This is a genomic window from Dehalococcoidia bacterium, from assembly GCA_035310145.1.
Classification (GTDB): Bacteria; Chloroflexota; Dehalococcoidia; order CAUJGQ01; family CAUJGQ01; genus CALFMN01.
In genome coordinates this window covers 21,772-46,193 of record DATGEL010000003.1, presented here as the reverse complement: position 1 = coordinate 46,193, position 24,422 = coordinate 21,772, and the positions used below count along the sequence as shown (strand labels likewise).

Sequence of the window (24,422 nt, the reverse complement as noted above, 5' to 3'; positions counted from 1 at the left end):
TGCTACACGTCCGGCCAGTATGCTGGTGGCGAGGTTCGGACAGCGAAGGAGCAGCAGATGCCGGGACGGCTGGAAGGCAAGGTCGCGTTGATCACGGGAGGCGGCTCGGGCATCGGCCGAGCGAGCGCCGAGCGCTTCGCCACGGAAGGCGCGCGCGTCTGCGTCATCGATCGCTCGCTGGAGGGCGCGGCAGAGACGGTGCGCCGCATCGAGGCGGCCGGCGGGCAGGCGTTCGCCGCACAGGCCGACGTGACGAGTGAGGCGATCGTCAACGGCGTCAGCCACCGCTGCGTCGAGACGTACGGCGCCCTGGATTGCGTCGTGGCCGCGGCGGGCATCGCGCGGGCGCCCGGCCAGCAAGGCGGCGAGCCGCTCTGGAACATGCCGCTCGAAGCCTTCGACGGCATGCTGGACGTGAATCTGCGCGGTGTCCTGCTCACCTGCCGCGCGGCCGTGCGCGAGATGCTGAACGCCGGCCGCCCCGGCGCCATCGTCACGATCAGCTCGGGAGCGGCGCGGCTGCCGCTGGCCGGCGGCGGCCACTACTGCATCGCCAAGGCCGGCGTCTGGATGCTCACCAAAGTCATGGCGCTGGAGCTTGCGGCGCAAAACATCCGCATCAACGCGATCGGCCCCGGCTACATCGACACGCCGATGACCCAGCCGATGCACCAGAGCGAGGAGCGGCTGCAGCAGATCCTACGCGCCGTGCCGATGCATCGCATGGGCGAGCCGGAGGAGATCGCCGCCACGGCGCTCTTCCTCTGCTCCGACGAGGCCAGCTACTTCACCGGCCAGATGCTGCACCCGGCCGGCGGCCTCTATCTCGACTGATGCAGCCACCGAGGTTCCGATGAACGAAGCCAATCGGGAAGCTCAAGGACCCGGCCCGCTCGCCGGCGTACGCGTGCTCGATCTCTCGCGTGTGCTGGCCGGGCCGTACGCCGCGATGACACTGGGCGACATGGGCGCCGACGTAATCAAGGTCGAACAGCCAGGCGAGGGCGACGAGACGCGCGGCTGGGGTCCCCCCTTCGCCGGCGGTGAAAGCGCCTACTACCTCTCGGTCAACCGCAACAAGCGCAGCATCACGCTCAATCTCAAGCACGCGGCCGCGCGCGAGCTGGCGCTCGAGCTCGTGCGCAAGTCCGACATCCTGATCGAGAACTTCAGGACCGGCACCCTGGAGCGCATGGACCTCGGTGACGATGTGCTCTGGCAAGCGAACCCCGGCCTGATTCACGCCTCGCTCACCGGCTTCGGTACGACGGGGCCGTACGCCGAGTACGCCGGCTACGATTTCGTCGTTCAGGGGCTGGCGGGCATCATGGGCGTCACCGGCGAGCCGGCGGGCGAGCCGATGAAGGTCGGTATCGCCATCGTGGACATCACCGCGGCCCTGTTTATGCTGAACGGCGTCCTGGCCGCGCTTTACCGCCGCACAGAGACGGGCCGGGGCGAGCGCGTGGACGCCTCCTTGCTGCAGTCCGCCATGGCCTGGCTGGCGAACGTGGGTCAAAATTATCTCGTCAGCGGCAAGGACGCCGGCCGCTTCGGCAACGCCCACCCCAACATCGTGCCCTACCAGGTCTTCCACGCCAGCGACCAGCCGATCTCCCTGGCCTGCGCCAACCCGCGCCAGTTCAAGACCTTTTGCGAGCTGGCCGGCCGCCCCGACCTGCCCGACGACCCGCGCTTCCGCACGAACGCGGATCGCGTCGCCAACCGCAAGGCGCTGATCGCGATGGTGCAATCGCTCATCGCACAGAAGACGGCGGCGGAGTGGGTGGAGTTGCTCAACGCGCATGGCGTGCCGTCCGGCGCCATCAACACCGTGGCGCAGGCCTTCGCCGACCCGCAGGTGCAGGCGCTGGGCGTGGTCACGTTGTTGCCGCACCCCACGATCGGTGAGCTGCCCATGGTCGGCTCACCGATCGCGCTCTCGGACTCGCACGTCGGCCCGCGCACGGCGCCGCCGCTGCTGGGCCAGCACACCGACGAGGTGCTGCACGAATTGCTTGGCCTCGGCGCCGGGCAGATCGCGGAGCTGCGCGAGCAAGGCGCGATCTGAACGCGCCGCCACACCGCTGCTGGTGAGCGCCCCGCCGCTTTCCGGCTACACTGAAAGCAGCAACGGAGTGAGGCGCCCAGCGTGAGTGAGACGGACACTGCAAACACGGTGGAGGAGCGGCTGGCCCTGATCGGCCGCAACGTGGAAGAGATCATCACCGTCGATGACCTGCGCAGGCTGCTGGCCACGGGCGAGCCGATCCAGCACTACATCGGCTTCGAGATCTCCGGCAAGATGCATCTGGGCTCCGGCCTGATGAGCATGTCCAAGGTCCGCGACTTCATGGACGCGGGCATCGACTGCTCGGTTTTTCTGGCCGACTGGCACAGCTGGATCAACGACAAGCTGGGCGGCGACCGCGAAGTGATCCAGCGTGTGGCCGTCAACTACTTCAAAGAGGGCTTCATCGCCTCGCTCAAGTGCTTCAGGCACGACCCGGGCAGGTTGAAGTTCATCCTCGGCACGGAGCTGTACCACTGCAACGACGATTACTGGGCCACGGTGATCGACGTCTCCAAGAACACCACGCTGGGGCGCATGCAGCGCAGCATCACCATTCTCGGTCGCAAAGAGGGCGAATCCGGAGACTTCGCCAAGCTGCTCTATCCCGCGTTGCAGGTTGCCGACATCTTCGCCATGCACGTCCAGCTCGCCCACGCAGGCCTGGACCAGCGCAAGGCGCACGTGATCGCGCGCGACACGGCGCTGCAGATGAAGATCAACGCGATTCACAACGCCGCGGGCCAGCAGATCAAGCCGATCGCCATCCACCATCACCTGCTGATGGGCCTGCGCAAGCCGGCCGTCTGGCCGCCGCCGACGGACAACGTGCACGACTTCGCCGCCTCGATGAAGATGAGCAAGTCCGATCCGTCCTCGGCCATCTTCATCCACGACAGCGAAGACGAGATTCGCCAGAAGATCCGCAAGGCGTTCTGCCCGCCGAACGAAGTCGCCTTCAATCCGATCCTCGACTGGGCGCGCTACCTGATCTTCAACGAACCGGGCGCGGCGCTGCACATTCCGCGCACGCCGGAAAACGGCGGCTCGGTCACCTTCACAAGCTTCGAGGAATTGGCCGAAGCGTACAGCACCGGCGCCCTGCACCCGATGGACCTGAAGGCCGGCGTCTCGGAGGCGTTGATCGCCCTGCTGGCCCCGGCGCGGGAGCACTTCCAGCAGCCCGGCCCGCGCGCCATGCTCGAAGACCTCGACCGGCTGATGGCCAGCGGCTCGTTGCGCTGAGCGAGATTTGACCAGCGTCCGAGCCATCGCGCTCGGCTAAGCCGCACCGATCACGTCTGGGCTGCCTGCCCCTCCCTGGTCTCGCGGAAGAGGCGGGCGTACTCGGCGCCGACGCGCACGGCCTCGGCCATGCTCACCCAGCTCGCCTTGCCCGTGCCGGCGATGTCGAAGGCGGTGCCGTGGTCCACGCTGGCGCGCACGAAGGGCAGGCCGGTCGTGATCGCGATCGTCTTCTCGAAGTCGATGCTCTTGGCGGCGATGTGGCCCTGGTCATGGAAGAGCGAGAGCACCGCGTCGGCGCCGCCTTGCATCGCCATGTGAAAGACCGAGTCCGCCGGATATGGCCCGCTGGCGTTAATGCCACGCGCCCGCGCCGCCTCGACGGCGGGGCGCAGCTCGCGTGACTCCGTGTCGCCGAAGAGGCCGCCTTCGCCGTTGTGCGGGTTCAGCGCGGCCAGAGCGATGCGCGGCGCCGTAAGGCCGTACGACTTCAGCGCCTCGTCGGCGTTGACCAGGTTCTCGAGCACGAGGTCTTGGGCGATCTGATCCACTGCGGTGCGCAGCGAGACATGGCGCGTGGCGAAAAAGATGCGCAGCGTTCCCACGGTGAACATCGTCATCGGGTTGAGGCTGTGCGTGAGGTCGGCGTACATCGCGGTATGGTCGAGGTAGGGCACGCCGCCGGCGCGCAGCGCCTCCTTGTTGATCGGCGCGGTGGCAACGGCGTCGACTTCGCCCGCCAGCGCCAGCTCGATGCTCTTGCGAATATAGCCGTAGGCAGCCTGCCCGCAGGCGCCCTGGATCTCGCCCATGCGCAGGACGCCAAGATCGACGTTCGCCAGGTCGAGCATGGAAACCTCGTCCGGCGCGAACGTTGCGTCGGCAGGCGAGGCGACGGGCACCAGCTTGAGCTCGACACCCATGCAGCGCGCCGCTTGCCGCAGCACGCCGGCGTCGCCCAGCAGCAGCGGCCGGCAGACCTCGTCGAGCCGGCCGTGCGCCAGGGCGCCCGCCGTGACCTCGGGGCCGATGCCGGCCGGATCGCCGATCGTGATCGCAATGATCGGCCGCTTGCCTTGACTCGCCATCGCTGCGCCTCCGTCCCCGCGCTGCCTGGTTCCTCGCATTGTGTCACAGCCGGCAATCCGCAGGGGCGTGGGCGGCCGCGCCGCGCTACGATGGCGGCGGCGCCGCACCACACCTTGAGGCCAGCAAGACACCGTGCTCACCCACGTCTCCGCGCCGCCGAGCCGCACCCATGCCTGAATCGGAGGGCGCCCTGCGCGAGCTGCGCATCGTCGAGTGGGGCGAAGGCTTCGCCGCGCCGCTCTGCGCCCGGCTGCTCGGAGACCTCGGCGCCGACGTGGTGAAGCTGGAACCTCCTGCCGGCGACTGGCTGCGCGGCGATCCGCTCTTTCCCGCGCTCAACTTCAACAAGCGCAGCGTGGTCGCCGATGCGACGACGGTGGCGGGCCGCGCACAGATCGAGCGGCTTATCGCCGGGGCCGACGCACTGATCGAGAACCACCCTCCCGGCTTTCTCGACGTAGCCGGGTTCGGCGTCGAGCGGCTGCAGCGCCTGCGGCCAGGCCTGATCGTGGTCTCGCTTTCGCCCTTCGGCCAAAGCGGGCCGCGGCGGCTGTGGAAAGGCGAAGACCTGATCGGCATCCACGCCGGCGGGCTGGCCGCGATCGTGCCGGACTGGGTGGACGACCCGGCGAAGCCGCCGCTGCGTCCCGCTCCGCGCCAGGCCGAAGTGCTGGCGGCGCTGCACGCGGCGGTCGCACTGGTCGCGGCGCTGTTCGGCCGCGAGCGAGGTGAGCCGTCCATGCAGGCCGGCGCCGCGATCGACGTTTCGACGCAGGAGTGCGTGGCCTCGATCCTGCACTCCAGCCTGCCGGAAGTCGTGATCACCGGCAAAGTGCGCGATCGCTTCTCGCCGACAATCGTCTTCGCCGGCTTCACCCCAGCCGCGGACGGCCTGGCGCGGCTGATGGCCGTGACCGAGCAGCATTGGCAGAAGCTGGGCGAGCTGATCGGGGCCGAGGCGCTGGTGATGGTTCCGGATCGCCGGGCACGGCTGGCGAGCCGCGAGGAGATCGAGGCTCGCGCGGCAGCGTGGGCGGCTGGCCACTCCAAACAGGAGGTCTATCATGCCGGCCAGCGCCTGCGCCTGCCCTTCGCCCCGGTCAACCGCCCCTCGCAAGCGCAGAGCCAGCCGCAATTTGTCGCGCGCCAGGCGTTCGTCGCCGTGCCCTGGCCGGACGGCGGCTCGCGCCTGCTGCCCGGCGCCCCTTTCCGAAGCGGCGAGACGGCCTGGCGGCTGACACGGCCGGCGCCGCGCCTCGGCCGGCACACGGCCGAAGTCCTCGCCGAGAGGGGTAACAGCGAGGCACAGCCCGCGGCCTCGGCTGAATCCGGCACGCCTCCTACGCCCTACGCCCTAAAACCTGCGCCCTTGACAGGCATTCGCGTCGCCGATTTCTCCTGGGCATGGGCGGGGCCGCACTGCGCCCTGCAGCTTGCCGACCTCGGCGCCGAGGTGATCAAGATTGAGACGCGCGAGCGGATCGACTCTGCTCGCGGCGTGGGGCCGTTCCCGCGCGGCGCGCCGATCGACCCCGACAAGAGCCTGCGCTTCGCCGCCTTCAACCGCGGCAAGGCCGGCATCACGCTCAACCTGCGCAGCGCCGAGGGACTGGCGCTGGCGCGCGAGCTGGTGAGCGTCAGCGATGTCGTCGTGGAAAACTACGCGCCGGGCGTGATGGAGCGGCTGGGTCTCGGCTACGAGACGTTACGCGCCCTGCGACCCGAGCTGGTCATGATCAGCCTCTCCGGCTTCGGCCAGACCGGCCCGGAGCGGGATTATGTCGCGTACGGCTACACGATGGAAGCCTTCTCCGGCCTGGCCGAGTTGACCGGGTACGCCGCCGGGCCGCCGGAAGCGCTCGGCCTGCCCTACGCGGACCCGATCGGCGGCCTGCTCGGCGCCGTGGCCGTGCTGGCGGCGCTGCGCCATCGCGGCCTCAGCGGCCGCGGCCAGCACATCGACCTCTCGGAGGCCGAGGGACTGCTGTTCGCGCTGACCGAGGGATACGCTCTGCTGGCGGAACACGGCGTGGACCCGCCTCGCCTCGGCAACGCCGACCGCCGCTGGGCGCCCCACAACGTCTTCCCATGTCGCGAAGGCCGCTGGCTCGCCGTCGCTGTCACATCCGACACAGAGTGGCAGGCATTGGCGCAGGAGATGGACGCGCCGGAGTGGTCGCAAGCTGCGATGCTCGCCAGCGTCGCGGGCAGACTGGACCGCCGTGAAGCGATCGACCTGCGGATCGCAGCATGGACGGCGGACCAGGACGCGGCGGAACTCGCGGCGCGGCTGCAGGCGGCGGGCGTGCCGGCAATGCGCTCTCAGCACGCCGGCGATCTCCTCGAAGATGAACACCTGCGGGCCCGCCGCTTCTTCCATCCGGTCGAGCATCCCGGCTGGGCAACGCTGCCTGTGTACAGCGCGCCCTACCGCTTTGGCCCGGACCCGCTGCCCGTGCGCCGTCCGGCGCCACGCCTCGGCGAGGACAACGCGGCCGTGTTCGGCGGGCTGCTTGGCATTCCGTCGGAGACGCTGGAGCGGCTGTCGGCCGGTGGAGCGCTGCATTAGCGGCTGGCACCGCACAGGGTGTTATGCTATAACAGTCAGGAAACCGGGTGGTCGGCCGGCGGAGGGCGCCATGTCAGCCAGGCTCAGCGAGATGCACGGGACGATCGCGTCCACGCCCGCCACTCAGCGGGACGGCGACGCGCTCAACTACGTGGTGTTCGACCTCGAGACCACGGGCCTGCGCCCCGCAACCGATCACGTGATCGAGATCGGCTGGTGCGTGGTGCGCGACGGCACGCCCGGGCCGCTGCGCTCCCTGCTCGCACAGATTCCGGTGCCGCTGCCGGGCGCGGTGCAGGCGCTCACGGGCATCTCGGATGAGCTGTTGGCACGGGAGGCGCTCGCCCTGGCTGTGGTGCTCGGCCAGTTCTTCGCCGACTGCGGCGACTTGCCGCTGGTCGGGCACAATGTCGTGCGCTTCGACGCCTTCTTTCTGGAGTCGGCCTGCCGCCGCGCCGGTCTCGTGGCGCCGTCGCGCGGCCGCTACCGCGACACGGCGGCGTTGTACAAGGCGCAGAGGCTCGCCCTGAAGCCGCGCCCCGGCCAGGACCATTGGACCTTCGCCTGCGAAACGCTGGACCGGCCGGCTCCCGGACTGCGCTATGCCCTCGACCGCTGCTGCATGGCCCTCGGCATCTCCCTGGACAACGTTACGCGGCACCGCGCCGCCGGGGACGTACAGATCACGCTGCAGCTCTACCAGCGCCTCTGCGCGGCGGGCTGAAACGGGCGACCGTCGCTCCCGCAAACTGCCCTCGGTCGCACGAATCGGTGCTCGGAAGATCCGCCGGGCGCTGCAAACGACCGGGCAGGGGAGACTCCGCGGAGCGGCGAACCGTGCACGCACAAGGTCGCACGTGATGCGCAACGCCCACACCGGAGCAGACTGCAACGCCTTCAGCCCGAATCTGCGGCGTTGCGATCCGCTCTTCCCCCGCTTATCGGGGGCCACCGGATGAACCGGGGGGTGGGGGCTCGCGCTGACGGAGCGCGTACTGGGCGCGGCCCTTGGCGAACAGCCGGCCGGCGCCGTCCGAGCACTCGGCGTCCACCACCGCGAGGCTGCGCCCTTTCTTGAGCACACGGCCTTCGGCCACCACCTGCGCCCCCAACGCCGGGCGCAGATAGCTGATGTTCAGCTCAGCCGTGCCGTTCATCACGTCGTGCGGCTCGATCGCCGAAGCGACGGCGCCGATCGTGACGATGTCGACCAGCGTGGCGATGATGCCGCCGTGCACCGAGCCGCCCACGCCGCCGCGCGTCTGTGGACCCATGCGCAGCACGATGCGGCAGTAGCCGTCGCGCTGCGCTTCCAGCGCGAGGTCGAGGAACTTGTGCAGCGGCTCGGCCCGCCAGCGCGCCAGCCACTCCGCCGAAACGGGCTTGCCGCCGGCCCAGACCGCCTCCGGGCCGGCCGTCCCATCGGGCGGCGCATCCATGGAATCGCGCATCCTGCCGCTTACCTCCATCCGTTCTGCCGCGCGGTTCGTGCTGGTATCCGGCAGCGCATTCGCTCAGACTGTACCGTACTACGCTGCACGTGTCGGGAGAGCGGATGGGCGGGACGGATGAGATCGGCTGCGCGGTGATCGGCCTCGGCCGCATCGGCCGGGTGCACGCGGCGAACCTGGCGCGGGCGGTGCACGGGGCGCGGCTGCTGACCGTCTGCGATGTGGATGCCGCGGCTTGCGAGCGGGTCGCCGCAGAGCTGCGCGTCGCGGCCTGCACGGCGCCCGAAGCTGTGTTCGCCCGCGACGATGTCGAGGTCGTGGTCATCGCGACCACCACCGCCTCGCATCCGGAGCTGATCGCCGCTGCGGCGCGAGCCGGGAAGGCGGTCTTCGCCGAAAAGCCCGTGGCGCTGACGCAGGCGGCGAGCGATGGGGCGCTGCGGGAGGTCGTAGAGGCTGGCGTTGCCTTCCAGATCGGCTTCCAGCGGCGCTGGGACGCGGCGTATCTGCTGGCGCGGCAGCAGATCGAGGCGGGGGCGATCGGCAGGCCGCGTCTTTTCCGCGCGATCGGCCGTGATCCGGCGCCGGCGCCGATCGCCTATCATGACCCGGCCAGCGGCGGCGGCATCTTCCTCGACGCCGCGATCCACGATTTTGACGCCGCGCGCTTCCTGCTCGGCGGCGCCGCGGGCAACGAAGCGGTGCGGGTGCTGGCGCACGGCGCCAACCTGGCCTACCCGGAACTGGCGGCGATCGACGACCTCGACACCTGCGTCACGTTGCTCGACTTTGCGGACGGCGCGTTGGGCGTGTGCGAGTGGAATCGCTTTGCGGGCTACGGCGAGGATGTCTTTGCCGAGGTGCAGGGAACCGAAGGCACGCTGCGCCTCGGCGGCACGCGGCGGCAGCCGTTGCTCACCCTGTCGGGCGGCCGTGCCGGCCGAGAGTTAGTAAGCGGTTTCGGAATGCGCTTTGCGGAGGCCTTCCGCGATGAGCTGCAGGCGTTCGTCGATGCGCTGCGATCGGGACGGGCGCCGCGGCCCGGCGTGGAAGACGCGCGTCGGGCGCTGCAAATTGCGCTGTGCGCGCGCCGGTCATTCGTGGAGCAGCGCCGGATCGAGTTCGACCCGCTGCCCCCGCTGACGGCCGCCGGGTAGCGCGAGCGCCGCCACGGGGCGTCCATGGCCGCACGGCTGCTGGACCGGCGAAATCGAGCCGATCGGCCCATGTCGCCCGGGCAGCGTGCGCCGACACCACGATCGGGAATTGCAACCGGAGAGCAACCGATGACATTGCGCAGAGAGACCTTTCGCGCCAGGGGCGACGAGCTGGTCGAACGGGTGCGGCGCCTGATTCACGAGGGCAATGTGCGCCGCATCATCCTCAAGCACGACGGGCACATCCTGATGGAAGTGCCGGTCACCATCGGCGTCGCGGCCATCATCGTCGCGCCGGTGCTGGCCGCCATCGGGGCGATCGCCGTCGCCGCGGGCGAGGTGACCGTGGAGGTCGAGCGCAGCGACGACGGCGCAAGCTCACCGCCGCCGTAGCGCGGATCTCCGCCTCGGCCCGAGCGCTTCCGGCGCTCACCCGCATTGACCGCTGCGCGCGAGTCCTGTACAACAGTGCGGGAGTTGAGACCGCCGCGGCTGCGGCCGCGGTGCGCAAGACCCTCGCGGCCAATCTGCTGCGGCCGCGCATCACCAGGAGATCGTATTGCTGAAGGCGGAACCCGCCGCGGTACGGTGGTGGGTACACCCAGGCAGGCGCGGCCTCTTCCTTCTCTCCTTCATCGCCGTACTGGTCGCGCTCCTCACCTCCGCCCCGGGGCTGGCGGCCGTGCACGCACGAGTAAGCAGCCCCGACGGACTCAATCTGCGCGATGCGCCGTCGCTCTCCGGCAACGTGCTGGCCGTCTTGCCCTTCGGCGCCGGCGTTGACGAACTGGCCGCGCCCGGCGACGACGGCTGGGTCAATGTCAGCGCCCAGGGCCTGCAGGGCTACGTGAAGAGCCTCTATCTCGATGCGACGCCCTCCCAGCCGCTCCGCGGCGACGCGATCGTTGCCCCCGCGGACGGCGTACGCCTGCGCAGCACGCCCGGCCTGAACGGCACGATCATCAGCGTGCTGCCGCCCGGCACGCAGGTGCACATTTACGGCGACCCAACAGCCGACGGCTGGTACTCGGTGACGGCGAACGGCGTCGCCGGCTGGGTGGACGGCCAGTACCTGACGGCGCTGCCGCCCGACGGTCAGGCGGCGCGCATCACCTGGTACGGCCACGAATTCGACGGCGGCGTGCTGGCCTGCGGCGGCAGCTTCAGCGCCGACGACCCCGGTATCGCGGCCGCTAACGGCTACCCCTGCGGCACACATCTCAAAGTCTGCGCCGGCGCGAAGTGCGTAACCGTCGCCGTTCGCGACCGCGGCCACCTGCCGCCCGGCGCGATCGACCTTTCGGCCGCCGCCTTCCAGCGCCTCGCGCCGCTCGCCGCCGGCGCACTGGACGGCACGATCTCGGTGACGACCGATACGGTCGCGTCGGCCGGCCCGTAGCGGCGCTCGGAGTGACGTTCCGCGGCAGTGCGGACTGTGCGGTGGCCGTCCCCGCGCTTACTGGCGGACGTGGAAGCCGTTACGACGGCGCGGGGCTCGCTACGGCGCCCGCGCCTGCTCCTCCGCCGATCTCGCGCGTTCGCAGCCCCTGCACAGGATGGGTCAGCAGCCGCTCGGCCGCTTCAATGAAGCGGATCGTGTGCGGCAATTGCGCGTGCCGCTCAAACGCGGCCTCATCCACCCACTCGGAATGAATGGCGTACACGTGTGGCTCCCGCAGCGACTCGTACACGCGGATCGCCAGGCAGCCGCCTTCTGCCCGCGACGGCTCATTGACCCGCAACAACTCCTCGCGAAACTCCCGCGCCTTCCCCGGCCGCGGTTCAAATTGGACGATGAAGTGAAACGACACCCGCGACCTCCCGCGGCGCAAGAACGTCGAATCTCCGCGGCGCTCGCACGCTTTTGTGGATTCGCTCCGCTGTCGCGGCGCCGGCGTTCAATCCTGGCAGCGGCCCGCTGCGTGCCGGCCGGCGGCGCCCGACGTGGCGCATGGCCGCGGCAGGGCTTCCGGCTATGCCGCAGTCTACGCCTCGGTGATCTCCGCGCCCAGCAGCCGCCCGCCGTCGCCCCCGATCGTTTCGCTTTCGGATTCGATCGCCCGGCTGAGGGCTCCGCGCACGGTGGAGGAGCGCACCAGGAACTCGCGGGGCGCCGACTCGCCCGAAAGCCGAAGACGCACGACGAAGTCGCGCATGTAGCTGCGGTCGATATTGCGGTCGTCGGCGTGCTCCGCGGCCACCGCTTCGCTCCGTTGGCTCAGCCGATCGTCGTGCGCGTGCGCCGGCGCGGATCGTCGGCCGGCAGCACATCGACGGCACGGGAGCCGTCCGGCAACTCGCGCACCTCTCCCAGGCGAATGCTGTCGAGCTGGCTGCTGCGAGGCAGAACGCCCTCCTGCCAGCGCTGCACGACCACGGCCAGCTGCGCATGCGCGGCCGCCGGCAGCGCGACCTCCCACTGCGGCACGCCGGAGAGCAGGCAGCGCCCGGTGCCGTCGCGCTCGACCTGAAACGCGCAGGCTTCGAGCGCCGTATGGCCGACGACGTACACGTAGCAGGACGAGAGCGCTGTCACCAGCCGCTCAAAGGCCGTCTCCACGCGTTCACGGCCGGCTTCGCTGAGGGTCACGGCGCCGGCACGGCCGCGCGCGGTTGTTTCGGCGCCGGCATCGACAAGCGGCAGGGGCTGCGGTTCGTGAGAGCTGGTCATCGTCGGGCCTTCTTCCTGCATGCTCGGCACCGTTATTGTTCAAGACAGGCGAGTTGGTCGCAAGCACGACGGAGGCGGTATGACCGAGGCAGCGGCCGACACCGCGCTCGACATCGCGCGGCTGCGCGCGGAGACGCCTGGTTGCGCCCGGGTGCTGCACTTCAACGCAGCCGGCGCCGCGCTGATGCCGCAATCCGTGCTCGATGCGGTGACCGGCCACCTGCGGCGCGAGGCGGAGATCGGCGGCTACGAGGCGCTGGACGAGGCCGCGGCGCGATACGAGGCCGTGTACTCCTCGATCGCCCGCCTGCTCAACGCGGGCCCGGACGAGATTGCGCTGATCGAGAACGCGACCCGCGCCTTTGACATGGGCTTCCACGCGCTGCCGCTGCGCAAGGGCGACGCGGTGCTGGTGAGCATGGCCGACTACGCCAGCAACTACATGGCGGCGCTGCGCCGCGTGCGCGAAGACGGCATCGAGCTGCGCCACGTGCCGAACGACGCGCACGGGCAGATCGCGCTCGCTGCCCTCGAGCGCATGTTGGCCGAGCCGCGGGTGCGGGCCGTCTCGCTCACCTGGATTCCGACCAACTCCGGCCTCGTGCAGCCGGCGGCCGAGGTCGGCAGGCTCGCTCGTGCCGCTGGCGCCTGGTATGCGCTGGACGCGACACAGGCCGCCGGCCACCTGCCGATCGACGTGCGGACGCTGGGCTGCGACCTGCTGGCCGCGACCGGCCGCAAGTATCTGCGCGGCCCGCGCGGCAGCGGCTTCCTCTTCGTGCGCCGCGAGCGTCTGCACGAGCTGCATCCGCCCTTCGTCGACCTGCGCGCCGCCACCTGGACGGCGCGCGACACCTACATCCTGCGCGATGACGCTCGCCGCTTCGAAAACTGGGAGTCGAACGTCGCCGGCTTGCTCGGCCTCGGCGCCGCGGTCGAGTATGCCCTGGCGCTGGGCGTCGAGCGCACCTGGCCGCGGATCCAGGCGCTGGCCGCGCGGCTGCGGCGCGGTCTGGCGGCGGTTCCCGGCGTGCGCGTGACCGATCCGGGCGAGGAGCTGTGCGGCATCTGTTCGTTTACCGTCGCGGGCCGCGAGCCGGAGGCGCTGAAGGCGGTGCTGGCGGAGATGCAGCCGCGCGTGAACGTGACGACCTCGTCGCGCCAGAGCACGATGCTCGACATGGACGCGCGCGGGCTGAACGAGGTCGTGCGCGCCTCGCTGCACTACTACAACACGGAGCGCGAGATCGATCGCTTCGTCGCGATCATCGCGGACCTGGCGTAGGCGGAGCTTCACCGGCGCCGCCACGAAGCGGCCGCTTTGGAGCGGTGAACGTCAGTCGTCCTGTTCCGGCTCGGAGCCCGGCGGCAGCTCGCCGTTGAGCAGCAGGTGAAGCTGGCGCACGTTGGCGGGCGAGTGGCCGGAGTAGTGGTTGTTGACGTAGGCGTAGACGCGCTGCACCTTGTCCACCACGCGTTCCTTCAGCACCGCGGCCCAGTCGATCAGCTCACGCCGCCGGTCGATCTGCACGTGATCGACCTTCTCGACCTTGCTGCGCTCGCCCAGCCAACGCACATAGGTGAACGGCGCCGTGACTTCGTACGTCTTCGGCATGTAGAAGAGGTCGATCATGCAGAAGGCCACGCCGCGCTCGCGCAGCAGGTCGTAGACTTCCGGGCGCAGCCAGGAGCGGTGGCGGAACTCGACCGCGAACTGAAAGCCCTCCGGCAGCGTTTCGATGAAGCCGCGCAGCGTGGCGAAGGTCTGCGCGTCGCGGTGAAACTGCGGCGGCAGTTGCGCCAGGATCGGACCGAGCTTGGCGCCGAGCGGCTCGACGCTGCGTAGGAAGTGGTGCAGCTCGTCCGCCGGGTTTTCCAGCATCGCGTCGTGCGTGATCGCGCGCGGCAGTTTTGCCGCGAAGAGGAAGCCGTCCGGCGTCTTCGCGTCCCAGCCGCGCACCAGCGCCGGGGACGGCGCCCGGTAGAAGGTGGTATCCAGCTCAACCGTGTCGAAGCGCTGGGCGTAGACCTCCAGCCAGTCGCTGCTGGGCGTGCCCGCGGGATAGAACGGCCCGACCCAGTCCTGGTAGCTCCAGCCCTGCGTACCGATGCGATACTCAGTCACGCCGCCTCCCTTTCGGGGTGTCGTTCTCGGCGCGGCCCGGAGACGCCGGCTCATTGCGGGGCCAGCGCGGCACCACGGTGACACGCAACGCGCCGCTCACGTTCAACACCGTTACCTGGGTGCGCCGCTGTTTCAGTTCGAACAGCAAATCAACGCTGCCGCTGCCCACCCGCAGCCCGCGCACCTGCACGCTGTTCAGCCAGTAGGGCAGGCGCGGCTGCACAATCAGCAACTCGCTGCGCTGCGCGTCGGGGCTGAGACCAAGCAGTGCGGTGAGGATCGCCGGCACGGCGCCGGCGGCCCAGGCCTGTGGCCGGCAGGCGACGGGATACGGCACCGGCTGACCCTCGGGCGAGCGCGGCAGGCCGCAGAACAGCTCCGGCAGGCGGAAATGGTCCATCGTCCGCGCCGTATCGTAAATCGCGGTCGCCAGCGCCGAGAGCGCGGTTTCCTGGCCGTAGCGCTTGAGGCCGAGGGCGATCAGCGCGTTGTCGTGCGGCCAGATCGAGCCAAGGTGATAGCCCATCGGGTTGAAACGCGCGGAGGCGGCGCTGAGCGTGCGCACGCCCCAGCCGCTGAACATCTCACGCTGCAACAGGCGCTCGGCGACCGCGGCGGCGCGGGGCGGCGTGGCAATGCCCGCGAACAACGCATGGCCGGCGTTGGAGGCGATCGAGCGCACGGGCTGCTTCTCGCCGTCCAGCGCCAGGGCGTAGCAGCCCTCGTCTTCGAGCCAGAAGTCGCGGTTGAAGCGGGCGCGCAGCGCGAACGCGGCGCGGCGCAGCTCGCCCGCCCAGCGGCTGTCGCGCAGCGCCTCGGCCGCCGGCGCCAGCCCGAGCAACGCGGCGTAGAGATACGCCTGCACCTCGACCAGTGCGATCGGCGGCCGCGCCAGGCGTCCGTCGCTGTGGACGATCGCGTCACCCGAGTCTTTCCAGCCCTGGTTCAGCAGGCCGTTTTCTGAGTGCCGCTCGTACTCGATGTAGCCGTCGCCATCCCGATCACCCGAGCGCCACACCCAGTCGAGTGCCGCGCGCAGGTTGGGTTTGAGCCGCTGCAGCAGCGCGGTGTCGGCCGTCCAGCGCCAGTATTCGGCCGCGAGCAGCAAGAAGAGCGGGGTGGAGTCGATGCTGCCGTAATAGCGGGCGAAGGGGATTTCGCCGAGACGCGACAGCTCGCCAGTGCGCAGCTCGTGCAAGATCTTGCCGGGCTCTTCGTCGCGCCACTCGTCGTTGACCTGGCCCTGGTGCTCCGCCAGCCGCAGCAGGGTGCTGCGCGCCAGGCGTGGATTGAACGCCAGCAGCTCTAGCGAGGTGATCAGGCTGTCGCGGCCGAAGAGCGTATCGAACCACGGCGTGCCGGCCGAGAGATAGCCATCTTCGCCGTCGCCGTCGAAGTTCCAGAGCATGCGCAGGTCGTGCAGCGACTGGTCGAGCACCGCGTTGAAGATCTCATTGCCGGTGAAGAAACGCGTGCACGCGTCCTTCCAGCGGCGGTACTGTTCCGCGAGAGCAACGCGCGGCCGGAGATACGGCGCCGGCGGATCCGGCTCCGGCGCCCGCGCCAGATCCTCGGTGCGCACGTGCAACGACAGCGCCTGCGTCTCGCGCGGGCCAAGCGCGAGCCGGAAGACGGCCACACGGTCTTGAATCCGAGCTGGCTGCTGTTCGAAGGACACGTGCGTGCGCAGCTCGCGGCCGTCGAGGGTGTGATAGGCCAGGCAGAAGCCGTTCTCGGTCGCCACGGCGGGCAGTCGCAAGCCGCTGTGCCTGCGCTTCTGGCCTCGCACCTCAAAGATATCCGCGAAGTCGGCGTCGAAGCGGTAGCGGTACTCCAGCGTGACGGGGACGGCGTTGAAGTTGGTGATTTGCAGCGTTTCATGCAGCTCGATGTCAATCGTGCGCCGGCGACGCAGCTCGATCGTCTCGCGCGGGAGTTCGTGACCGTCGCTGCTGGTCATGCGTGGATTGGTCAGGACCTGCTCGCAGGCGTAGCCCAGCCCGGCTTCGGAGAGCAGCAGCACCGGCGGCGCGTTTGTGCAGACGAACTCGTAGGTCGAGAGGAAGCGGGTGTCGCCGCGATAGAGCCCGAAGCCGGACTCGTTGCCGGCAGGAACGTTGCCGTACTTGTCCGTGAGCAGAAAGGTGCCGTTCTCGCGCACGACAAGCGCGTCACGGATGTCCTCGATCGCCATTGGCTCCGCTTCCGCCGTGCGGAAGGGGCCGATCGAGAGATCATCGACGACCGGCGGCGGCTCGGACTGGGGCCGGTGCGTCTCCGGCATGCATGTAGCTCCGGCAGGAGATGCTCGCGCGGCCAAGAGCGGCCGCACAACCATTGTCGCGCAGGTGCGGCTGGCCCGCCAGAAAGCGAGGGAGTGTTCCGCTCGCCAGGCCCGCTCCTGTGCGCGCGCCTTCACTCTCCCCGCGCGCTTCGCGAGCTGTCTACCGATGGGAGGGGAAGAGCGCTATCCGCCGTGCTGCGAGCGCGCTGGTCGCTCAGCGGCCGGCCGGCGGCGTGCTCGTCGCTGTCAGCACGTGGGCTGTGGCCGGTGTTGGCGTCGTTGTAACCGTACCAGTGCGCGGCACAAGGGGTGAGTTGATCGTGGCCTCGTCGGTGCGGGGTGTGGCATCACCCGGCGGCGGGGTGAGATTCAAAATGGGCGTCGGGCGCCGCGCCGGTGTCGCCGTTTGCGGGGCGAGATTTGCCGGTTGCGCTGCGGGCGTGAGTGTTGTCGGGCCAGCCGGCGTCGCAGTGGCGGGAGCAGGCGTCGGCGGGCGGGTGGCCAGCGGCGTGGGGCGCGGCGCTGGCGTATGCGTGGGCGGCGGCGTCGGCGCCACGGTGGCCGGTTGCGGCGGCAGGATGCGGCCGTTCTGCGTGATCTCCACGCGCATGCCCGGCTGGCCGAACATCCAGAAATACTGCGCGTCGTTCAGGTACAGGCCGACACAGCCGTGGCTGGTGCGCGAGTCGCCGAAGACGCCGGCCGGCTGCCAGTAGTTCAGGTGCAGCGCGTCGCCCAGGCCGTCGAAGTACTGCGTGAACAGCACGTTCTTGACGTCGTAGTGCTCCGCCGGATCGTTGATGCCCGCCTGGCTGGAGGTCATCGTCTCGTTGAGCACCTGGTAGTTGACGCGCCAGTGGCCGGTCGGCGTCTCGTAGCCGGTCTTGCCGGTGGTCACGTCCGCGGAGTAGATCACGCTGCTGCCGATCAGCAGCTTCGCCGTCTGCGTGGCGAGGTCCACGGACACCCAACGTTCGCCGCGCGGCAGTTGTGAGGCGAGCACCTCTCCGGGCCGCGGGATCCAGACGAAAGCCGAGTACACGTAGCCGCCATCGACCTGGTACCAGAGGTTCTGCCAATCCTGGCGGGCGATGTACCAGGTCTGGTCACCCACGACGACGTTCTCGCCACGTACTTTGGCACGCAGGTTCAGCTGTTCTTCGTAGGCCAGGCGGCGCACCGGGGCGCTTCGAGTGGTGGGCTGGCTGTAGACGGAGGCGCCGCTGCTCACAGCATAGCCGTGCGTGCCGTCGGCCAGCGTCTCCCGCGGCGGCACAGGCGTATCGGTCGGCTCCGGCGTGGCGCTCGGCATCGGACTGGGTGTGGCGGAGGGAGTGGGCGAAGGCGTCGCACGGGGCGTCGCCGTAGCCGTTGGCGAAGCAGTGGCACTGGCCGAAGCGATCCGAGCCGCGGACGGTGTGGCGATTATGAGGTCTGGCGGACGGGTGGCCACGCCGCGCTGGTGATTCGAGGAGCCAGTGCAAGCGGCCACGAACAATAAGAGAAAGAGTACGCCGACCAGCCCGATCCATCCCGCCACGCGGGATCCGCCCCTCCGACCCATGCCCGCTCCCCGCCCCGGCCGGGCGCCGCGATCTACACGGAAAGTCTACAGGCCGCGCGTCGCCGTCACAACGGCGGCCGAACATAAACGCTTGATGCCCGGAGCACCTCCGGCAGGTTCTCACCGAGATAGCGCAACTGGTGCTCGGTAATGGTCAGCGGCGGCGCCAGCGAGATCACGTTGCCGAACATGCCCGCCGGCAGCAGGATCAGCCCGCGTTCGAGGCCGCGCTGCAGCACGCCGGGGATCAGATCGGGATAGGGCTCACGGCTCGTTCGGTCCTTCACCAGCTCGATGCCGAGCATCATGCCTCGCCCGCGCACCTCGCCCACATGCGGATTGCCTCGCACGGCAGCCTGCAATTCGGCCAGCAAGTCCGCGCCAAGCCGGGCGCCACGTTCGACCAGGCGATGCTCGCCCAGCTCGTGCAGCACAGCAAGCGCGGCGGCGCAGCCGAGCGGGTGCCCGAGGAACGTGCTTGAGTGCGGCGCTTCGGGCGTATCCGGCCGCCAGGCGTCGAGCACCTCGCCACGGCCCGCGACGATCGAACCGGGCAAGCCGCCGCCCAGCGCCTTCCCGGCGCAGAGCAGGTCCGGTAGCACGCCGGTATGCTCGCAGGCCCACATGCGGCCGGTTCTGCCGAAGCCCGTGTAAATCTCGTCCGCGATCAGCAGCAGGCCGCGCTCGTCGCAGAGGCGGCGCAGGCCCGGCAGGAAGCTATCGGGCGGGAAGATCTCGCCCTCCCGCCCCTGGAACGGCTCGACGATCACGCAACCAGGCGCAAAGCCGCGCCGCGCCAGCCGCTCAATCGCGGCATCCACGCCGGCGAGGCAGCGTGAGCCATCGTCCTCGGCGCTGCAGCCAGACGGCCGCCGGTACGGGTATGGGTAGGGCGCCCGCTCGACGTGCGCGCCGAGCTGCGCGGCAAAGCGCCGCCGGAACGACTCGCGGCTGGTGACAGCCAAGGCGCCGTATGACTGGCCATGGAAGGCGCCCTCGAAGGCGACGACGCCGGGCTTGCCCGTGTATACCGCCGCGGCCTTTAGCGCGATTTCGACCGCATCCGCGCCGCTCAGGCCGAAGAGCACGCGGTCGACTCCGCGCGGCAGCACGCCGCGGAGCGCCTCCGCCAGCTCCAGCCGCACGGCCGGCGGCAGGAAGTCGCCCATGCCGTGCAGCAACCGCCGCGCCTGCGCCTCCACTGCGGCAACAACCGCCGGATTGCGGTGGCCGACTGAGGCGACGCCGAAGGCCGAGGTCGTGTCGAGGTAGAGGTTGCCGTCGACGTCGAGCACGTTGGCGCCCGCCGCGCTCGCCCAGAAGATCGGCCGGTCGCCGTTGGCAAGCGTCGAGATTGCCGGCGCTTCGACTGCGGCGAGGCGTTCGGCATACGCGCGCGAGCGCGGCCCCGGCGGCGGCGTGACGATCCGCGGCAGCAGATCGCCGAAGCCCGGCGGCTCCGGCAACGTGCTCTCGACGGCAGCCAAGGCGTCGGTCACGGGCGGCGGCTCAGACCACGCCCTCGGCCTGCAACGCCGCCAGCGAGCGGTCGAAGGCCTCGATCGTGGCGTCCACGTCGCGATCATCGTGCACCGCGGAGACCATCATCCCGGCGTGCATCAGGTCCACGCCCTCATTGAGCATGGCGCGGCGCAGGGCGAACTCGATCTCGTGCGCGGTGTGCGGGGCGCGGCGATGGTCCTGCGACTGCCAGACGTAGGTGATGCCATCGTCGGGCAGGCGCGCCGGCTGGCCGAGCAGGATGTGCAGCATCGAAGCGTAGCCGTAGACGCAGCCTTGCACGCCGCGCTTGGCCACGATCTCGTTCATGCCGCTGGCGAGGCGCAGCGCCGCCGCGTCGGCCGCCTTGTTCGGCTCGCCCTTCGCCACTTCGCTCAGGCAGGCGGCGGCGGCCACGGCAGAGAGCGGATTGGCGTTGAATGTGCCCGGATGCGAGATGCGGCCTTTGCTGTCGTGCTCCGGGTCGTCGGTGAAGGCGATCTGGTCGAGCAGGTCGGCGCGGCCGGCCACGCAGCCGCCGGGCAGGCCGCCGGCGACGATCTTGGCCATCGTCGTCAGGTCGGGCAGGATGCCGTAGCGCGCCTGCGCCCCGCCCTTCGAGGCGCGGAAGCCGGTGATCACTTCGTCGAAGATCAAGATCACCCCGGCCTTCGCCGTCAGCTCGCGCACGGCCTGCACGAACGAGAGGTCGATCGGGTTGTCGCCCCAGGCAGCGCCCGTCGGTTCAAGAATCACCGCGGCCACGTCGGAACCGTGCTCGGCCAGCGCATTGGCGAGGGCATCGATGTCGTTCTGCGGCAGCGAGAGCTGCTGGCGCAGCGCCACGCCCGGAATGCCGGGCGCGCTCGGATCCTCGGCGCTGCCGCCCCGCGCTTCGATCAGCGTGTCGCTCCAGCCGTGGAAGTGCCCGGCGAAGCGGATCACGCGGCTACGGCCGGTGCGGAAACGGGCGAGGCGCACGGCCATCTGCGTCGCCTCGGTGCCCGAGCTGGTGAAGCGCACCTTTTCGGCCGAGGGTACGAGCTGCTGCACAAGCCGGCCCCAGGCCAGCTCGTACGGGTGCGAGGCGCCCAGGTGCGTGCCGAGATGGATCTGCTGCTCAACGGCCGCCTCGACCGCCGGGTGCAGGTGACCGAGCAGCAGAGCGCCGTGGCCCATCACGTAGTCGATGATCTCGTTGCCGTCCACGTCCCACTTGCGGCTGCCGCGCGCCCGCTGGACGCAGATCGGGAACGGTGTGAAGTGGCGGATGTCGTGCGTGACGCCGGAGGGAAACACCTTCGCCGCCTCGGCGTGCATCGCCGCCGATCCGGCATGGGTCTGCTCATATCGTTCGAGAATCGTGACCATTACGCACCCCCGGCCGCGCGGCAGGCGGCGGCCCACGCCATCGTTCCGGTCAAGTATAGGTGCGGCCGCGGCGCAGGCTCAACGAAGGTACACACGCGGCGGCGGGTGCTCGGCGTCCGCTACACTGAAGGCAATGGATGCCGCCACCGTCGCTCGACTGCGCCTGCACAACCAGCAGATCGCACGGCACGAGTGCCCGGAGCCGGGGCAGATCGTCTCCTGGCTGGGGGCGATGCAGGCGCAGGACTACGCCGGCGCCCTCTGGTCCATCGGGCTGCGGCTGCCCGCGGCCACGATTGCGCAGGTTGAGCAGGCGGTCGGCGATCGCCAGGTCGTGCGCACCTGGGCGCTGCGCGGCACGCTGCACTTCGTTGCGGCGGCCGATATGCGCTGGCTGCTGGCGCTGCTGGCGCCGCGCAACATCGCGCGCAGCGCGCGGCGCCAGCGGCAACTCGAGCTCGATGAGGCCGTCTTCGCCCTCAGTCGAGCAGCAGTGGAAGCCGCGCTGGCAGGCGGCGGACCACTGACGCGCGCGACACTGTTGCAATCGCTTGAGCGGGCCGGCGTCTCCACCGCCGGGCAGCGCGGCTATCACATCCTCTGGCGGCTCGCCAATGACGGCGTGATCTGCTTCGGTCCGTCGGCCGGGACGCAGCAAACATTTGTCCTGCTCGACGAGTGGCTGCCGGCGACGACCGCATTCGATCGCGAACAGGCGATCGGCGAGCTGGCACGGCGCTATTTCACCAGCCACGGCCCGGCCACGCTGCGCGATTTCACCTGGTGGTCCGGCCTCTCTGCCGGCGAGGCGCGGGCGGGGCTCGATCTCGTTAAGCCGGGTCTGACCGGCGATGACGTGGATGGCCAAGCCTGCTGGTTCGCCGACAGCGCGCCGATCGCCGGCACGACTGAGCCGAGCACGTATCTGTTACCCGGATTCGACGAGTATCTGCTCGGCTACGCCGATCGGGGCGCCGTGCTGGCTCCCGCGCACGCGCCGCGCATCGTCCCCGGCGGCAATGGCATCTTTTTTCCGACAGTGGTGATCGACGGCCGCGTCGCGGGTACCTGGAAGCGGACGCTGACACGGCATGCGGCAAGCCTCACCTACGACTTGTTCGCTGCCGGCCCTGCCTCTCAGGCGCAGGCGATCGCCGCGGCGGCCGATCGGTACGGCCGCTTCCTGGGCGTGGGGGTGAGCGGTGTGAGTGCGGCGTAGCGCCTCACTGCTCCGCGCTCAGGCGACGGGATGCGGCGCGGCCGCGCGGGCGCCATCCAGCGCGTCGAGCGCCTCCGGCAGGGTCATCGCCACGCAGGAGAAGATCGGCGTATCGCGCAGTGTGTAGAGGCTGACCTCGGTTTCGCGCAGCTCCTGCACGAGATCGACGAAATCGCGCGGCTCGTCGGTCTCGAAGGCGACAACGAACTCCTGGTCGTCGAGGCCAAACGAGTACGTGGTGTTCAGCTTCACGCTCGGATACTTGTGGCCGATCGTGATGTGCTCGTCCATCATCCCCTGCCGCGCCGACTGGGTGAGCTTGTACCAGGCGCGCGTCTTCACGAAGGGATAGACGAACAAATATTTTGCGCCGGAGGGCCGCATCTCCAGCCGCTGGCCGTCCTGGCCGCTGTGCGCGTGCCGCGTGACGTAGATCGATCGCTTGGTGACGGCGAGATACGCATACGGCGTGCGCAGATAGGCGCCCATGCCGGTGCCCAGCAGCGCCGCGCCGAGCCGGCTGAAGGCATCGAGCGTGCCGGCGACGTTCCAGAGCAGCAGGTCGGCGTCGGGACGCAGCCCCACGAGGCTATAGACCCGTGTCTGCACCTCGCCCGCGTGCGCCGCCACGGTATCGGCAAACTCGGACTTCTGCCGCGCCCGCTCTTCGGCCGGAAGCCGCCGCCAGGCGGAATCGATCGTGTAGAAGGCGTACTGGACGAACTGGCCCTTCTTGATCTCGTCCATGCCTTCGTGGCTGGTCTGCGGCAGCGGCACGCGGCCCGTGCCGTAGCGATGCTGCCCGTTGCCACTGGTGTGCTGCTCGGCCATGGCGCACTCCTGAGAAAATAGAGCCAAGGAAATAGGAACGAGGAACGAGCGGCGAGGCCGCTACGCGCTGGCGCTTGCCGTCGCCAGGCCGTAGTTCGTCGCGAACAGCTTGTTCACGCGGTTGACCTGCTCTTCGCTCAGCGGCGGCGCGTCGGAGGCGGCGGCGAACTCCTCGATCTGCTCCATGCCGTAGAGGTTCGGCAGCACGGAGAAGACCTGCGGCTGCGCGTAGAGCCACTGCAGCGCCGCCTGGCCGATCGTGCGCGAGCCGTCGTCGGTGAGAAAGCGCAGTTGCTCCAGCTTCGTCAGGCCGTCCACGAGCCACTCGCGCTTACGGTGGCTACGGTGGTCGTTCGGGCCGAATGTCGTCTCCAGCGTGAACTTGCCTTCGAGCAGGCCGGAGGAATGCGGCACGCGCACCAGCAGGCCGATGTTGCGCTTCACCGCGTCGGGCACAAACGAGCGCCCCGGCTCCTGCTCCAGCAGGTTGTAGATGATCTGCATCGCCGCGATCGGCCGCTCGCGCAGCGCGGCCAACCCCTCGTCGAGCCAGCCGATTGCCGGGCCGAGCGCCACCGCCAGGTGGCGGACCTTGCCCTCGCGCCGCAGGTCGGCGAGCGTCTGCCAGAGACGGTCGTCGCGCAGCGACTCCATGCGCGCGTTGTGGATATGCCAGATGTCGAGATAGTCGGTCTGCAGCCGGCGCAGCGAGCGTTCGAGGGCGAAGCGCACGAATTCCGGCGCGAAGTTCTGCGGCAGCTCGTTGTGACCCTCACGCCGGTGGCCGGCGTAAAAGTCGTAACCGAACTTGCCGGCGATCAGGACTTTGTCGCGCCGGCCGGCGAACGTCTCGCCGATCAGGCGCTCGCTGCGGCCTTCGCCGTACTGGTCCGCAGTGTCGTAGAAGTTGACGCCGAGATCGAAGGCGTGGTTCAACATGCGCCGCGCCTGATCGTCGTCGATGTGCCCCCACCAGTCGCTGCCGATGGTCCAGGCGCCGAAGCCGAACTCCGAGGCCATCAAGCCGGTGCCGCCGATCGGCCGGTAGCGCATCTCCCGCCCTCCGCGAAGCCTGTGACAGAAGCCACAATCTGCTTTGAGCTTAGCATCCGGCGGTGCCAGAGACGCGCGCAGGTTTGCGCAGCTTCGGGGCCGGCCCTCATCCCCCTGCCCCTTCCCCCAATTCTGGGGGAAGGGGAGAGCGATCTTCGGGCGATCAAGGCTGAAGGCGCGAATCTCTGATCAGTTGCAATGGCTCGCGGCATGATCGGATTC

General features: G+C 69.7%; 22 protein-coding genes. 10 read left to right on the top strand and 12 right to left on the bottom strand.

What is annotated here, in order from left to right; genetic code table 11:
• The first annotated feature begins 57 nt into the window (after positions 1 to 57).
• From VKV26_00330 to VKV26_00320, 3 genes are all read left to right on the top strand, one after another.
• Positions 58 to 834 carry an SDR family NAD(P)-dependent oxidoreductase gene (locus tag VKV26_00330; protein ID HLZ68331.1) on the top strand — a complete coding sequence of 259 codons (777 nt, stop codon included), beginning with the start codon at positions 58 to 60 and terminating at the stop codon, positions 832 to 834.
• 19 nt (positions 835 to 853) lie between these two features.
• Positions 854 to 2,071 carry a CoA transferase gene (locus VKV26_00325; GenBank protein HLZ68330.1) on the top strand — a complete coding sequence of 406 codons (1,218 nt, stop codon included), beginning with the start codon at positions 854 to 856 and terminating at the stop codon, positions 2,069 to 2,071.
• Positions 2,072 to 2,179: 108 nt separating this feature from the next.
• On the top strand, positions 2,180 to 3,316 hold the full coding sequence (locus VKV26_00320) for a tyrosine--tRNA ligase (protein HLZ68329.1): 1,137 nt from the start codon (positions 2,180 to 2,182) through the stop codon (positions 3,314 to 3,316).
• A 50-nt stretch (positions 3,317 to 3,366) separates the two neighbouring features.
• On the opposite strand, the gene pdxA is transcribed toward VKV26_00320, so the two are convergent.
• Positions 3,367 to 4,404 (bottom strand): 4-hydroxythreonine-4-phosphate dehydrogenase PdxA, encoded by a 1,038-nt coding sequence (gene pdxA / locus VKV26_00315; protein ID HLZ68328.1) that lies wholly within the window; start codon positions 4,402 to 4,404, stop codon positions 3,367 to 3,369.
• Between the two features lie 170 nt (positions 4,405 to 4,574).
• Here pdxA and VKV26_00310 point away from each other — a divergent pair, with 170 nt between their 5' ends.
• Both VKV26_00310 and VKV26_00305 read left to right on the top strand, forming a co-directional pair.
• Positions 4,575 to 6,974, top strand: coding sequence for a CoA transferase (locus VKV26_00310; GenBank protein ID HLZ68327.1), 2,400 nt, complete (start codon positions 4,575 to 4,577; stop codon positions 6,972 to 6,974).
• Between the two features lie 70 nt (positions 6,975 to 7,044).
• Positions 7,045 to 7,698 carry a 3'-5' exonuclease gene (locus VKV26_00305; protein HLZ68326.1) on the top strand — a complete coding sequence of 218 codons (654 nt, stop codon included), beginning with the start codon at positions 7,045 to 7,047 and terminating at the stop codon, positions 7,696 to 7,698.
• A gap of 214 nt (positions 7,699 to 7,912) precedes the next feature.
• Here VKV26_00305 and VKV26_00300 read toward each other — a convergent pair whose 3' ends face one another.
• Positions 7,913 to 8,425, bottom strand: a complete 513-nt coding sequence (locus tag VKV26_00300; GenBank protein ID HLZ68325.1) for a PaaI family thioesterase — start codon at positions 8,423 to 8,425, stop codon at positions 7,913 to 7,915.
• A gap of 104 nt (positions 8,426 to 8,529) precedes the next feature.
• On the opposite strand from VKV26_00300, the gene VKV26_00295 reads away from it, so the two are divergent.
• The 3 genes from VKV26_00295 (at position 8,530) to VKV26_00285 (ending at position 10,981) form a co-directional block, all read left to right on the top strand.
• Positions 8,530 to 9,582 carry a Gfo/Idh/MocA family oxidoreductase gene (locus VKV26_00295; GenBank protein HLZ68324.1) on the top strand — a complete coding sequence of 351 codons (1,053 nt, stop codon included), beginning with the start codon at positions 8,530 to 8,532 and terminating at the stop codon, positions 9,580 to 9,582.
• Between the two features lie 129 nt (positions 9,583 to 9,711).
• The gene (locus tag VKV26_00290; GenBank protein ID HLZ68323.1) at positions 9,712 to 9,975 is read left to right on the top strand and encodes a DUF4342 domain-containing protein; all 264 of its coding nucleotides are present in this window, start codon (positions 9,712 to 9,714) and stop codon (positions 9,973 to 9,975) included.
• 166 nt (positions 9,976 to 10,141) lie between these two features.
• On the top strand, positions 10,142 to 10,981 hold the full coding sequence (locus VKV26_00285; protein ID HLZ68322.1) for an SH3 domain-containing protein: 840 nt from the start codon (positions 10,142 to 10,144) through the stop codon (positions 10,979 to 10,981).
• Between the two features lie 79 nt (positions 10,982 to 11,060).
• Here the strand turns inward: VKV26_00285 and VKV26_00280 are convergent, their stop codons facing one another.
• From VKV26_00280 to VKV26_00270, 3 genes are all read right to left on the bottom strand, one after another.
• Positions 11,061 to 11,393 (bottom strand): putative quinol monooxygenase, encoded by a 333-nt coding sequence (locus tag VKV26_00280; protein HLZ68321.1) that lies wholly within the window; start codon positions 11,391 to 11,393, stop codon positions 11,061 to 11,063.
• Positions 11,394 to 11,567: 174 nt separating this feature from the next.
• Positions 11,568 to 11,783 (bottom strand): hypothetical protein, encoded by a 216-nt coding sequence (locus VKV26_00275; GenBank protein ID HLZ68320.1) that lies wholly within the window; start codon positions 11,781 to 11,783, stop codon positions 11,568 to 11,570.
• A gap of 17 nt (positions 11,784 to 11,800) precedes the next feature.
• Positions 11,801 to 12,253: a hypothetical protein gene (locus VKV26_00270; GenBank protein ID HLZ68319.1), complete on the bottom strand. Its 453-nt coding sequence runs from the start codon at positions 12,251 to 12,253 to the stop codon at positions 11,801 to 11,803.
• Between the two features lie 79 nt (positions 12,254 to 12,332).
• Between VKV26_00270 and VKV26_00265 the strand changes: the two genes are divergently transcribed.
• Positions 12,333 to 13,538 (top strand): aminotransferase class V-fold PLP-dependent enzyme, encoded by a 1,206-nt coding sequence (locus tag VKV26_00265; GenBank protein HLZ68318.1) that lies wholly within the window; start codon positions 12,333 to 12,335, stop codon positions 13,536 to 13,538.
• Between the two features lie 51 nt (positions 13,539 to 13,589).
• On the opposite strand, the gene VKV26_00260 is transcribed toward VKV26_00265, so the two are convergent.
• The 5 genes from VKV26_00260 to VKV26_00240 all read right to left on the bottom strand — a co-directional run bounded on the left by VKV26_00260 (position 13,590) and on the right by VKV26_00240 (position 21,097).
• Positions 13,590 to 14,378: a DUF72 domain-containing protein gene (locus VKV26_00260; GenBank protein ID HLZ68317.1), complete on the bottom strand. Its 789-nt coding sequence runs from the start codon at positions 14,376 to 14,378 to the stop codon at positions 13,590 to 13,592.
• The gene (locus tag VKV26_00255) at positions 14,371 to 16,662 is read right to left on the bottom strand and encodes a glycogen debranching N-terminal domain-containing protein (GenBank protein HLZ68316.1); all 2,292 of its coding nucleotides are present in this window, start codon (positions 16,660 to 16,662) and stop codon (positions 14,371 to 14,373) included. The genes VKV26_00260 and VKV26_00255 overlap by 8 nt, the downstream gene beginning before the upstream one ends.
• 214 nt (positions 16,663 to 16,876) lie before the next feature.
• On the bottom strand, positions 16,877 to 17,974 hold the full coding sequence (locus tag VKV26_00250) for a L,D-transpeptidase (protein HLZ68315.1): 1,098 nt from the start codon (positions 17,972 to 17,974) through the stop codon (positions 16,877 to 16,879).
• Positions 17,975 to 18,291: 317 nt separating this feature from the next.
• The gene (locus VKV26_00245; protein ID HLZ68314.1) at positions 18,292 to 19,725 is read right to left on the bottom strand and encodes an aspartate aminotransferase family protein; all 1,434 of its coding nucleotides are present in this window, start codon (positions 19,723 to 19,725) and stop codon (positions 18,292 to 18,294) included.
• A gap of 10 nt (positions 19,726 to 19,735) precedes the next feature.
• Entirely contained in the window at positions 19,736 to 21,097 is a 1,362-nt protein-coding gene (locus tag VKV26_00240) for an aspartate aminotransferase family protein (protein HLZ68313.1), read from the bottom strand.
• 133 nt (positions 21,098 to 21,230) lie between these two features.
• Between VKV26_00240 and VKV26_00235 the strand changes: the two genes are divergently transcribed.
• Positions 21,231 to 22,316 carry a winged helix DNA-binding domain-containing protein gene (locus VKV26_00235; protein HLZ68312.1) on the top strand — a complete coding sequence of 362 codons (1,086 nt, stop codon included), beginning with the start codon at positions 21,231 to 21,233 and terminating at the stop codon, positions 22,314 to 22,316.
• 18 nt (positions 22,317 to 22,334) lie between these two features.
• On the opposite strand, the gene VKV26_00230 is transcribed toward VKV26_00235, so the two are convergent.
• The gene (locus VKV26_00230) at positions 22,335 to 23,147 is read right to left on the bottom strand and encodes a chlorite dismutase family protein (protein HLZ68311.1); all 813 of its coding nucleotides are present in this window, start codon (positions 23,145 to 23,147) and stop codon (positions 22,335 to 22,337) included.
• A gap of 60 nt (positions 23,148 to 23,207) precedes the next feature.
• Complete coding sequence (locus tag VKV26_00225) at positions 23,208 to 24,200, bottom strand: aldo/keto reductase (GenBank protein HLZ68310.1); 993 nt, start codon at positions 24,198 to 24,200, stop codon at positions 23,208 to 23,210.
• Positions 24,201 to 24,422: the final 222 nt, after the last annotated feature.